At 33.7% G+C, this 12,917-nt stretch carries 12 protein-coding genes; 3 read left to right on the top strand and 9 right to left on the bottom strand.

Annotated elements, in window-relative coordinates; genetic code table 11:
* Window positions 1–33: 33 nt before the first annotated feature.
* The 8 genes from IW20_RS21930 to IW20_RS21895 form a co-directional block, all read right to left on the bottom strand.
* Window positions 34–1,338, bottom strand: a complete 1,305-nt coding sequence (locus IW20_RS21930; RefSeq protein ID WP_035627629.1) for an FtsW/RodA/SpoVE family cell cycle protein — start codon at window positions 1,336–1,338, stop codon at window positions 34–36.
* A gap of 73 nt (window positions 1,339–1,411) precedes the next feature.
* Complete coding sequence (gene murD, locus IW20_RS21925) at window positions 1,412–2,743, bottom strand: UDP-N-acetylmuramoyl-L-alanine--D-glutamate ligase (RefSeq protein ID WP_035627628.1); 1,332 nt, start codon at window positions 2,741–2,743, stop codon at window positions 1,412–1,414.
* Between the two features lie 3 nt (window positions 2,744–2,746).
* Window positions 2,747–3,979 carry a phospho-N-acetylmuramoyl-pentapeptide-transferase gene (gene mraY, locus IW20_RS21920; RefSeq protein WP_035627627.1) on the bottom strand — a complete coding sequence of 411 codons (1,233 nt, stop codon included), beginning with the start codon at window positions 3,977–3,979 and terminating at the stop codon, window positions 2,747–2,749.
* A 10-nt stretch (window positions 3,980–3,989) separates the two neighbouring features.
* Window positions 3,990–5,453 (bottom strand): UDP-N-acetylmuramoyl-L-alanyl-D-glutamate--2,6-diaminopimelate ligase, encoded by a 1,464-nt coding sequence (locus tag IW20_RS21915; protein ID WP_035627626.1) that lies wholly within the window; start codon window positions 5,451–5,453, stop codon window positions 3,990–3,992.
* Entirely contained in the window at window positions 5,450–7,450 is a 2,001-nt protein-coding gene (locus IW20_RS21910; RefSeq protein WP_035627623.1) for a penicillin-binding protein, read from the bottom strand. The genes IW20_RS21915 and IW20_RS21910 overlap by 4 nt, the downstream gene beginning before the upstream one ends.
* Entirely contained in the window at window positions 7,441–7,788 is a 348-nt protein-coding gene (locus tag IW20_RS21905) for an FtsL-like putative cell division protein (RefSeq protein ID WP_035627620.1), read from the bottom strand. The genes IW20_RS21910 and IW20_RS21905 overlap by 10 nt, the downstream gene beginning before the upstream one ends.
* A gap of 17 nt (window positions 7,789–7,805) precedes the next feature.
* Entirely contained in the window at window positions 7,806–8,714 is a 909-nt protein-coding gene (gene rsmH / locus IW20_RS21900; protein WP_205625923.1) for a 16S rRNA (cytosine(1402)-N(4))-methyltransferase RsmH, read from the bottom strand.
* The gene (locus tag IW20_RS21895; RefSeq protein WP_035627611.1) at window positions 8,689–9,162 is read right to left on the bottom strand and encodes a division/cell wall cluster transcriptional repressor MraZ; all 474 of its coding nucleotides are present in this window, start codon (window positions 9,160–9,162) and stop codon (window positions 8,689–8,691) included. The genes rsmH and IW20_RS21895 overlap by 26 nt, the downstream gene beginning before the upstream one ends.
* 375 nt (window positions 9,163–9,537) lie before the next feature.
* On the opposite strand from IW20_RS21895, the gene IW20_RS21890 reads away from it, so the two are divergent.
* The 3 genes from IW20_RS21890 to IW20_RS21880 all read left to right on the top strand — a co-directional run bounded on the left by IW20_RS21890 (window position 9,538) and on the right by IW20_RS21880 (window position 11,721).
* Complete coding sequence (locus IW20_RS21890) at window positions 9,538–10,302, top strand: alpha/beta fold hydrolase (protein WP_035627608.1); 765 nt, start codon at window positions 9,538–9,540, stop codon at window positions 10,300–10,302.
* Between the two features lie 43 nt (window positions 10,303–10,345).
* Window positions 10,346–10,966, top strand: coding sequence for a ribosome biogenesis GTP-binding protein YihA/YsxC (gene yihA / locus IW20_RS21885; RefSeq protein WP_035627606.1), 621 nt, complete (start codon window positions 10,346–10,348; stop codon window positions 10,964–10,966).
* 128 nt (window positions 10,967–11,094) lie between these two features.
* Window positions 11,095–11,721, top strand: coding sequence for a hypothetical protein (locus IW20_RS21880; RefSeq protein ID WP_123869530.1), 627 nt, complete (start codon window positions 11,095–11,097; stop codon window positions 11,719–11,721).
* 87 nt (window positions 11,722–11,808) lie between these two features.
* On the opposite strand, the gene IW20_RS21875 is transcribed toward IW20_RS21880, so the two are convergent.
* On the bottom strand, window positions 11,809–12,795 hold the full coding sequence (locus IW20_RS21875; RefSeq protein ID WP_051886106.1) for a DUF2931 family protein: 987 nt from the start codon (window positions 12,793–12,795) through the stop codon (window positions 11,809–11,811).
* Window positions 12,796–12,917 lie beyond the last annotated feature (122 nt).

Genomic DNA, 12,917 nt, shown 5'->3' with positions numbered 1-12,917 from the left:
TTAAAAATTATTATATTCTCTTCTTAACTCTAACTACCTCATAACAGCTTCCATTGGATTCTTTGCATTGTCTTCTATAGAATATGCTGCTGTTACTTCTTGACTACTTCTTACTTCATTCTCTTCTTCTAGTTGTTTGTCAATTAATTTCTGAAGTGCTTCTTCTCTTTTTTCTTTTTCTTTCAGCTCTTCTTCAATTTCTTCGTCTTTTTTGGTAACACTAATAATGATTCCAAGTGCAAAACATGTCATCCATATCGAACTACCTCCACTACTAATAAGTGGTAATGTTTGTCCTGTTACTGGCAATAATTCGACCGCAACAGCCATATTAATCATCGCCTGAAATATCATTGGAAACCCGAGCCCGACGACGACTAACTTCCCAAATAGTGTATTGGCTTTATGCGATGCGATTACAAATCGAAACAGTAATAACAAATACAAACACAAGATTGTTAAACCTCCTATTAAACCGTATTCTTCTACAATAATTGCATAAATAAAATCGGAAGATGATTGTGGTAAAAAGTTCTTCTGAACACTTTTTCCTGGTCCTAAACCTCCTAATTTTCCAGATGCAATTGCAATTTTTGCTTTCTCTATCTGATAATCATCTTCATCTGGCTTATCGGTCGTAAAATTCTCGATTCGACTTCCCCATGTTCCTACCCTGCTAAAAAAACGAGATTCTGGAAATGCTTTCGCTAAAAGAAGAAAGAACAAAAACATTACAACTCCCGAACCTATAATTAATCCGATATATTTTAAAGGATATTTACCAATGAACGTAAGCATTAATACCATCGAAAAGATAAGTGCTGTTGTCGAGAAATTGGCTGGCAAAATAAGCATCAGCGTAACAAAAACTGGCATCCAAAGCTGTATCAACGAGGTCTGAAAAGGTTCATCTTCATCTCTGGTTTTCGATAAATAACGCGCCACAAAAATAAACAACACCATCGATGCCAATGTAGAGGTCTGGAATGTAATCCCGATAAACGGAACCTGTATCCATCTACTCGCATTTGCTCCAGCAATAACAGTTCCTTTTAGAAGTGTATAGGCTAACAGAAGCCAAACTACTGGCAAAGCAACCTTCGAAATTGCTCTAAAATAATGGTATGGCACTTTGTGCACCCAGTAAATAATTAAAAACCCAATACAAATATGAGCCAAATGTTTTACCAAATAACCCAGTGTATTTCCTGTTCCGTGACCTAAATAGGCTAAATTACTACTCGCACTAAAAACAGGCATAAACGAAAACAAAGCCAATAAAGCCACAAATGACCATATTACCCTATCTCCTTTTAATTTGTTTACTAGCTCTTTCATCTTCAATTTTGTTTAAAGTTATTTTTGTTTAATGTTCAAAGTTGCTCAACCTTAAACATTAAAACTTAAACTTTTATAGATTGTGTACTGCCTGCTTAAATTGCTTACCTCTGTCTTCGTAGTTTTCGAATAAATCGAAACTTGCGCAAGCTGGAGATAATAATACTGCATCACCTTTTTCGGTTAAGCGCTGTGCTGTTTTTACAGCGTCATTCATATTATTAACTTCAACCATAATGTCAACTACATTTCCAAAAGCATCGATAATTTTTCTGTTATCAACTCCAAGACAAATAATTGCTTTTACTTTTTCACGAACTAATGACATTAATTCGTTATAATCATTTCCTTTATCAACACCACCAACAATCCAAACTGTTGGAGCATTCATACTATCCAAAGCAAAAAATGTAGCGTTTACGTTTGTTGCTTTTGAATCATTAATATATTGTACATTCTGAATTTTCAGAACTTTTTCTAAGCGGTGTTCAACACCTTGAAAATTAGATAAACTCTCACGAATTGTTGCGTTTCTGATTTGCATCAACTTAGCTACTGAACTTGCTGCCATTGCGTTTTTCAAATTATGTTTTCCTTCTAAAGCAATGTACTCAGTATCCATTGTAAACTCTTCTTGGTTAATCTTGATTTCCATTTTGTTGTTTTTTATAAATGCTCCTTCATTGAATTCTTCTGTCAATGAAAAAGGAATTAATTTTGCTTTTGTCGCGTTATTTTTAAGCCATTCGGCTGATGCTTCATCATCACCATCATAAATAAGATAATCACTTTCAGTCTGATTCATCGTTACCCGAAACTTCGAGTTAATGTAATTTTCATACTTATAATCATATCTGTCTAAATGATCTGGACTAATATTGGTTATAATCGCAATATCTGGCCTGTAATCTATAATCCCGTCCAATTGAAAACTGCTTAACTCAAGCACATAAAAATCGAATTTGTTTTCGGCTACCTGCCATGCAAAACTCTTTCCGATATTACCTCCCAATCCTACATTTAATCCTGCCGACTTCAGCAAATGATAGGTTAACATTGTTGTTGTTGTCTTACCATTACTTCCTGTAATTCCAACTGTTAAGGCTTCGGTGAAAGGTTTTGCAAACTCAATTTCTGAGATTACTTTAATTCCTTTTTCTACTAACTTCTTAACTATAGGTGATTTATCAGGAATACCGGGACTTTTCATGACGACATCGGCATTTAAAATCAAGTCTTCGGTATGCTTTCCTTCTTCCCAGGCAATTCCGTTAATAATAAGAACTTCTTTATAACTCTCGTTTATCTTCCCGTAATCGGAAACAAAAACATCGTATCCTTTCTTTTTTCCAAGAATAGCAGTACCAACACCGCTTTCTCCACCACCTAAAACAACTAACCTCATATATTATCTTAGTTTTAATGTTACGATAGACAATATGGCTAACATGATTGCAACAATCCAAAAACGGGTTACAATTTTACTTTCATGATACCCTTTTTTCTGGTAATGATGATGCAATGGCGACATCAGGAAAATCCTTCGTCCTTCGCCAAAACGTTTTTTTGTATATTTAAAATAAGCTACCTGAATAATTACCGAAGCACTTTCTGCTAAGAAAATTCCACAGAACAAAACAATCAGCATTTCTTTACGAACCGCAATTGCCAGAACAGCTATGATTCCACCTATTGTTAAACTTCCCGTATCTCCCATAAAAACAGATGCCGGATATGAATTGTACCATAGAAACCCAATTAATGCACCTACGAAGGCGGATATAAAAACGGTCATTTCTCCCGAATTGGGGATATACATTATATTGAGGTAATTCGAGAAAATAATATTTCCGGATAGAAACGTAAATATCCCGAGCGCGAGGACGGACACTGCCGAAGTTCCCGCTGCAAGACCATCTATTCCATCTGTTAAATTAGCTCCATTAGAAACTGCTGTGATAATAAAAATTACAACTGGTATAAAAATTAACCAAGCCCATTTTTCATATCCTTCACCTGTCCAAGCCAATAATTCAGCATAATCAAATTCATTATTTTTAAAGAAAGGAATAGTTGTTACCGTCGACTTTTCTTCTATTAATGCAGGAACTATAACACTTGTTGTTGACTGTACTCTATAAATATCACTATTACCAGTATCTGTTCTTACGGTAACATTTGGGCTAAAATAAAGCACTGACCCTACAATTATACCTAAACCAACTTGACCTATAACTTTAAAAATTCCTTTAAGTCCTTGTTTGTCTTTTTTGAAAATCTTGATATAATCATCCACAAAACCAATTACTCCCATCCAAAGCGTGGTCACAATTAGCAATACGATATAAATATTATGCAGTTTAGCAAACAACAAAACAGGCACAAGGGTAGCAAATATGATAATTAAACCTCCCATTGTTGGCGTACCAGCTTTTTCGTTTTGACCAGCAAGTCCAAGTTCACGAACAGTTTCGCCTACTTGTTGATTTCTTAGGAAATTGATAATTCTTTTTCCGTAGATTGTTGATAAAAGCAACGAAAGCAAGAAAGCTAAAGCCGATCTAAAAGTAATGTACTGAAAAACTCCTGTTCCTGGCACATCTAATGTTTTGTCTAAATATTCAAATAAATAGTATAGCATATATCTTGTTTTATTTGTTTAGTTGTGCTAAAATCTCCTTAACTATCTTCATGTCATCAAAATCATGACGCACCCCATTTACTTCTTGGTACGTTTCGTGTCCCTTACCTGCTATTAAAATAATATCGTTAGGCTGAGCAAGTTGACAAGCTGTTTTTATAGCTTGTTTTCGATCTGTAATTGCCAATGTTTTTTTATAATTTTGAGGTTCAACACCTTTTTCCATTTCACTAATTATAGTTTCTGGATCTTCATTTCTAGGGTTATCAGATGTAAATATTGCCTTATCACTTAATTCTGAACCAATTTGTGCCATAATCGGGCGCTTGGTTTTATCTCTGTTTCCTCCACAACCTACAACCGTAATTAATTGTTCGTTTTTAGTACGAATATCATTTATGGTTTTCAATACGTTTTCTAACGCATCTGGTGTGTGTGCATAATCTACAATTGCTGTGATATTAGAATCTGACACGATAAATTGAAAACGTCCAGAAACACTTTCTAAATCTGACAATAAACGCAACGCTTCAAGGCTATCAATTCCTAATTCAATAGCTGTTCCGTAGATCGCTAATAAATTATAAGCATTAAATGTTCCTATTAATTTTACCCAAACTTCATTATCATTAATTTTTAATAACAATCCTGATAATTGGTTTTCTAAAATTTGCGCTTTATAATCTGCATAGGATTTTAAAGCATAAGTACGCTTTTTAGCAACTGTATTTTGCAACATTACAGGTCCATTTTTATCATCGATATTTGATAATGCAAATGCTGTTTTTGGTAATGAATCAAAAAACGACTTTTTTACATCTCTATATTCTGCAAAAGTTGGATGATAATCCAAATGATCATGTGATAAATTTGTAAAAATCCCACCTACAAAATGTAAAGCTTCGGTACGCTTTTGATGAATTCCATGCGAACTTACTTCCATAAAACAATACGTAACTCCAGCTTCAATCATTTCATTTAAGTAATGATTGATTGTAATAGAATCTGGTGTTGTATGAGTTGCTTTATACTCCGTCTCGTCTACCAATATTTTTACTGTAGATAATAAACCTACTTTAAATCCTGCTTTTTTAAATAATTGATATAACAATGAAGCAATCGTAGTTTTTCCGTTTGTTCCTGTAATACCAACTAATTTTATTTTTTCTGATGGATTATCAAAATAATTAGCTGCCATAAAAGCCAAAGCCGAATTAGTGTCTTTAACCTTAATATAGGTAACCTCTTTTGCTAAAACCTCAGGTAATGTATCGCAAATAATAGCCGTTGCCCCAAGTTCAATTGCTTTTTGGATATAATCATGCCCATCAGAAAGTGATCCTCTAATAGCAACAAAAATATCATTCGTTTCTATTTTTCTAGAATCGAAATCTATTTTATGAATAGCAATATCAGTTGAACCCGTTACCGATTCAATAGCTACTTTGTATAATATGTCTTTTAATATATTCACGATAATTCTAATATTATAATTGTGTTTTTGGCTATATTCTGCCCTGCCTGAAGTGATTGATTTTTCACTTTTCCTACTCCGTTAACTTTTACTTTAAGTCCCAAATTTTCAAGCAAAGCAATGGCATCCATACCCGGCATTCCTTTTACGTCTGGAACTGACTGTTTCTTTTGCACTTGAGTATAATATGTGTTATAATTATCCTCTTGTTTTGGTATCTTACCGTCTATCTTTTTAATCGTATTTGCAGATGGTGCATCTGTAAATATTTTTTGTGCTATTCTTTTAAAAACGGGTCCTGCAACATCAGCCCCATAATAATTATTCTTAGATGTATTTGGTTTGTGAACAACTACAATACAAGAATATTTAGGATGATCTGCCGGAAAATATCCTACAAATGAAGAAGCGTAATAAAAATTTCCTTTGTCAGCTTTTCCGTAATTTACCTTAACTGTTCCTGTTTTTCCTGCCATCGAAAAATCTTTAGAATACAGCTTAGATCCAGTTCCTTTTTTAACCACATTCGCCAAAACAGCTTTTAGTTTATTAATGGTTTCTTGCGAACAAACTTTTGGATTAATAACTTCTACATCAAACTTCTTAATCGTTCTATTCCATTCTTTTATCTCCGATACAAACTGTGGCTTAACCATTACTCCGTTATTCGCAACCGAGTTATAATAAGTCAAAGTTTGCAAGGGCGTTACCGAAACACCATATCCAAAAGCCATCCATGGCAATGAAACTCCCGACCAATGTTTATCTCCTGGTTGTGGAATATATGGTCTTCCTTCTCCTTCAAATGGTAACCCTAATCTTTTATTTAATCCGTACCCATTAATATGATTTACAAATTTGGATGGGTTGCTCTTATAATTATCATAAACCGCCTGAGCCATTACTGTATTTGACGAAAGCTCAAACCCTCTAGCTAATGAAACTTTACCATAACCACCTCTGTGCGAATCATTAACAGAACGACCATAATATTTTATTGTTCCTCCTTGACTATCATAAATAGTACTGGTATCCGCAACTTTATCTTCTAAAATTGTCATTAAATCAACTAGTTTAAAAGTCGATCCTGGCTCGTGCGATTCAGCTACTGCATAATTTGTAGTCTCATAATAAGAACCATCCTCTGCTCTACCTAAGTTAGAAATCGCTTTAATACGTCCAGTTTCTGTTTCCATTACCACTACACAACCATGATCTGCCTGGTAATCTTCTACTTGTTTTAGCAATGCATGATGCGCGATATCCTGAATAAAAACATCAATAGTCGATATTACATCGTAACCATCTTGCGGATCTACTTCGTTTACATCACGAATAGGTTTCCACTGACCTTTTGCAATTTTTTGCTTTAGAATTTTACCATCTTTACCATTCAGGTATTTTCTAAATGCCCATTCAATTCCTTTTCCCATTGAGTCTCCATTGACTCCTCCTTTATCATACCCAATAGTACGCTCGGCAATTTTACCAATAGGATGTTCTCTTACCGTTTCTTGCTCAACGATAATTCCTCCTTTATAAGCTCCCAAATTAAATAATGGAAACCCTTTTATCTTCATATAATCTGTATAGCTCAATTTTCGAGCTATCAAAAAATATCTATTTTTATTGGCTCTAGCCTTTCTTAATTCATTTTGATAATAACCACTTGGTCTTCCTAAAACAATAGACAAAGAATCCGAAAGCAATTTTACATTTTTCTCGAATACATCAGTTTTAGGTGTAACCGCATCAAATCTAATTTCGTAATTAGGAATAGAGGTTGCCAAAAGGCTCCCATCGGCAGAATAAATATTCCCTTTATTTGCAGGAATAACAAAATTCTTAACAGTACGTTGCTTGGCTAATTTCCTGTAATAATCACCTTCAACCCACTGAATATTAGTTAACTTTACGACAATACCAATTGCCATCAAAAAGATGAAAACTGCTACCAGATAAATTCTGTAGGATATATTTTTATCGTCTACTGCCATATGCGTTTAAAAAAGCTCTTTTCTTTTTCTTTCTTCACTTCAATTTTAATCGGCGGAACTGTCGATGGATAAATTTCTTTACTAAGCATTTTTTCCGATACTGTCGATTCCATTTTTAACTTCATCAATTCCGAACGTCTGTCTACAAACTCTGATCGCAATTCCTTTACTTCATTATTCAATTTTGCAATTTCAAAAACCTTTTGTTCGTATCGTTGTGTATTTGCAATCATTATTATTGCCAGCAAAATGATAAAAACGATAAAACGCCAATTTTTCACTGCGTCATCATTAATAAGAAATCTTGCTTTTAATATGTCAAATACTCCGTGTTTCATTATACCTTATTATAGTACTATATTTTCTCGGCTATTCTTAGCTTTGCGCTTCTAGCCCTGTTGTTTATTTTTATCTCTGCATCATCTGGTACTATTAGCTTTCCGATGGTCTTAAATGGAACTGAAAAATTCCCATAAAAATCACGTTCTGGCTCTCCTTCAAACATTCCGTTTTTAATAAAACGTTTCACCAATCTGTCTTCTAATGAGTGATATGAAATAACACTTAATCTTCCTCCTGGATTTAATACTTCTAACGATTGCTCGATAAATTCTTTTAACACATCCATTTCCTGATTTACCTCTATACGAATGGCCTGATAAATCTGAGCTAATATTTTGTTTCGAACTCTTTCTGGTAAATATTTCGCTAAAATTTCTTTTAATTCGTCAGTGGTTTTAATTGGACTGTGCTCTCTTGCCTCTACAATTGTTCTTGACAAAACTGGTGCATTTTTCAATTCTCCATAATCCAAGAAAACGCGGCGTAAATCCTGCTCGTCGTATTCATTTACCACACGATATGCGTTTAAATCATTCTTCTGACTCATTCTCATATCTAGCTCAGCATCAAAACGAGTAGAAAAACCTCTTTCGGGAACATCAAACTGGTGTGATGAAACACCTAAGTCTGCCAAAATCCCATCTACTCCTCTTACACCATGAAAACGCAAGAACCTTTTTATAAATCTAAAATTCTCATTTATCAAAGTAAACCTTTCATCTGGCAAAGCATTCGCTAAAGCGTCTTCGTCTTGATCAAAAGCAAATAATTTTCCGTTTGGCCCTAGCCTTTTTAAAATCTCTTTTGAATGTCCCCCACCACCAAACGTCACATCTACATAAATGCCGTCGGGCTTAATATTCAAGCCATCTACTGTTGGATGAAGCAAAACCGGATTATGATATTCCATTGTCGTCGTCATTTATATTTCCCATTACTTCTTCGGCTAAATCTGCAAAATCCATATCTTCGCCGCTAATTGATTTTTCGTATAACTCTTTATCCCATATTTCAACAATATTTACCGCTGATGAAAACACCACGTCTTTTGAAATACCAGAAAATGTCATTAAATCTTTCGGAACCAATAAACGTCCTAATGCATCAATTTCAACAATCTTAACTCCAGCGGTAAACCTTCTGATAAAATCATTGTTCTTTTTTACAAAACGATTCAGTTTATTAATTTTCTGCATCATTAAATCCCATTCTTCCATTGGATACAACTCCAGACACGTCTGAAAAACAGAACGCTTCAAAACAAATCCGTTTTGAAGAGAGGTCGCCAACTGCTTTTTTAAAGGTGCAGGCATTAACAGCCTCCCTTTTGCATCGACTTTACACTCATATGTCCCGACAATTGTGTTCAAAAAAATGTATGGATATGTTACACAGCAAAAATATAAAAAATATTACCACAATTTACCACTATATACCACTTTGTTGATAAGTTTAACCACTTTTGCCCCAAAAGCCTTAAATTATGCAGAGTCAACACATTAGCTATTCAAAAAATACTTGTAAGAATGATTCTACATAACAAAAAACGAAATGATATTATCGAAAATTCAGATCAAATTTTGGGAATTTTCATAAGGAAAAAGAAAAAAAACAAAACAACTAGCAACTGATTTTTAGCCTTTTATTTCTTCGACTAAAATTATCTAGTTAAAAAATGTTTTCAAAAATCCATATTTATGTATTAAACCCTATATTTGTCCAAATTGAAATCGGTATTTAGTTAGATGGATAAACATTACAAAAAAGAAGGCAGATACAGCTATTATGAAGCTGGAGAAGGGACACCTATTGTTATTTTACATGGACTCATGGGAGGACTTAGTAACTTCGATGCCGTAGCCGAATATTTTTCAAATAGAGGATATAAAATAGTAATACCTGACTTACCGATATATACACAAAGCATACTAAAAACCAACGTAAAAAGTTTTGCCAAATATGTTAAGGACTTTATCACCTTCAAAGGGTTTGATAAAGTTATCTTATTAGGAAATTCATTAGGAGGACATATTGCTTTATACCACACCAAATTATACCCTGAAAAAGTAATTGGGCTTGTTATAACTGGAAGTTCTGGTCTTTACGAAAGTGCAATGGGCGATAGCTATCCTAAAAGAGGAGATTACGAATACATAAGAAGAAAAGCTGAAGATGTGTTTTATGATCCTAAGATTGCAACTCCCGAACTTATCGATGAAGTTTACGCTTCGGTAAATGATCGTATAAAATTAATTAAAACGCTAACAATAGCAAAAAGTGCCATTCGTCATAACATGGCAAAAGATTTACCTAAAATGCAAGTAGAAACTTGTATCATTTGGGGTAAAAATGACAAAGTAACTCCACCGGACGTAGCCGAAGAGTTTAACAAATTACTTCCTAACTCTTCTTTATATTGGATAGACAAATGTGGACATGCTGCCATGATGGAACATCCAGAAGAGTTTAACAAAATTCTTGAAGAGTGGTTACAAAAAACCAATTTATAATAAACGCTTTCGAATTTGAGGAGGTTTTAGAAATAGTATAGATATGAAAATAAATACCGCCGAATTTTTAATTAGTAATTCTGATGTAAGCAAATGTCCTAAGGACTTCTTGCCAGAATATGCTTTTATAGGAAGATCAAATGTAGGAAAGTCTTCTTTGATCAACATGTTGACCAATCATAAAAACCTAGCAAAAACTTCTGGTCGCCCTGGGAAAACACAATTGATAAATCATTTCCTGATTAACAACAATTGGTTCCTTGTCGATTTACCAGGATATGGTTATGCTAAAGTTTCTAAGAAAACAAAATCTGTTTTCCAACAGTTCATTACCGATTATTTTGAAACTCGCGAACAATTAGTTTGCGCTTTTGTTTTGATTGATATTCGCCATGAAGCCCAAGCCATCGACATTGAATTTATGTCGTACATGGGAGAAAGCGAAATTCCGTTTTGCATCATTTTTACAAAAGCTGACAAAATCAGTAAAGTAAAAATCGATTCGCATATTGCCGCTTACAAAAAGAAAATGTTCGCTAATAACTGGGCCGAAATGCCTCATTATTTTGTAACATCAGCAACAGAATCTACTGGTAAAGATGATGTCTTAAACTATATCGACGAAGTAAACCAAGAGGTATTCAAAAACAATAGTCAGTTTTAAAATACCTTTTCAGATTGAAATAAAAGAAATCCCATTTGTTACGGCAAATGGGATTTTTAATTTTGTAGTCAAAATCTTTAAAGAAACTCCTTTTTTAAACTACATTTGAAGCCAACAAAAATATAGTTATGAAAAGCTTAAGATTAATACCTTTCATTTTTCTCTTCATTATTTCATCATGCGAATCATCATCGTATCTAACAATGCCTGGGCCAAAAACGGGTGTAGATTTTACATCTGGAAAATGGCTGCTTAACGAATTAAATTGTCCTAAAAATTCTAAAGACAAATTAACTTCTGAGACTCTAGAATATTTCAAGAAGAACTTAGGCGAAAGAATATCTTATATCAATGATGTAAATGGATTATTAATTACACGAAAGATTCCTTTAGAACCCAACAAAACAAAACTAAAAGAACTTAAAGACGGAACTGGCTTTGATTACTTTATTAATATTGTTTCCACAAAAAACAAAAGCGATTTTTCTTCTGTTGAACTTTATCAAGACGAAAGCGACAGAGGCAAAAACGAAAGCGCTGTAACGCTAGAGATATACGACTTAAACTTACAGGAAATTATTTTCTCCCAAAAAGTAGTTGGTACAGCCCATAAAAAAGACACAAAATCTGTGTGGGAAACAGAAAAATCAAATAAACTTATAGACAATATAACATTCTACAGAAACTCGGACAAGTTAATGCTCGGATCTTTAAAACGAATATTTAAAAATCTAAATAAGGCTTCTGCTAAATAAAAAAATCCCATTCGTTGTGGCGAATGAGATTTTCTATTTTGTTGTTAATTAAACTAAGATCCTTTATAGTTACCTAATTAACTAAAATTACTTATATGATTCCTTAAAATTCTGACTACTCAAATACACTCTTTTATTTACGGTTTCCAAAGGCTTATTATTTAAAAATACCTGAAAACCATTATTATCTTCATTTATTTTTATTTGAATTTCATTATCTCCTGTATTCTCATTTTCAAACTGTTCGTTGGTTTTTTGCCAATTAAAAAAAACTCTGCCTTCAAATTTTTCTCCTTTACCCGTTTCCCAAAAAAAAGTTATATGACTTGGTATAGCCCTTTCTCTCTTAGCAGGATTTAATAATACAGGTCTAACTGCAATTTCAGATTCCCCATTAAAATATCCTGTTATAGTCTCAAAGAGTTTAAAATTTGGCTTTGTAGAAGTTATGGCGGGACGCCAAATATATTTCTTACGGTAATTATCCCATTTTTCAGGGCTTGCATCTCCAATCAGTCGGGTATTTCTTATTTGCTCCCTAGAAACTGTAATTGTGCTAGAAAATAATTTATCTGCTAATGCCTTGTCGTCTTTTATGGCTTCTGCCTGATAACGCCCCAGTTCTTTTTGGGTAGCACCATATCGTAACCAAACCACAACTACTCCTTTTGGCGCAAAGCCAAAAATAATATCGCCAAACCCTGTATAAGCTCTTTGATGTGATTTTCTCTCATATACATATTCCTTTATATCGTCATTATATTCTAAATCTTCATAATTAGAATAAAATCTTTTGGTTAAATCCTGTATAGTTTCCACCGGAAAATCAACATTTAAACGATAAAAAGTATCTTCATACTTTGCATAATAAGTAACATCGACCCCTATAGGAGTGCCGTACTGTTCTGTCCATCGCGCATGAGCAGAACCCCATTCGCCCGAAGAGCCTCCATACGGGAACGAAGCAGACCAGCCATTCTCAACGGTTTTTATTTTATCATAAACAGGCTCTATTAAATACTTATTCTCAGGATGGCACATTTCTACATGAAATTGTGGTAATTCTTTTTTCATTTGGCAACTAATTAATTGGGTAAAAACAAAAGCTAATAAACTACAATGTGATACTATTTTTTTCATTTTATCCATGATGTATTTCTCTTTTACGCTGCCAGACAGATCAACTTTTATTTATA

The sequence above is a fragment of the Flavobacterium hydatis genome, from assembly GCF_000737695.1.
Classification (GTDB): domain Bacteria; phylum Bacteroidota; class Bacteroidia; order Flavobacteriales; family Flavobacteriaceae; genus Flavobacterium; species Flavobacterium hydatis.
The sequence above is the reverse complement of the archived record's forward strand: the minus strand, read 5'-3'. Positions and strand labels throughout refer to the sequence as shown.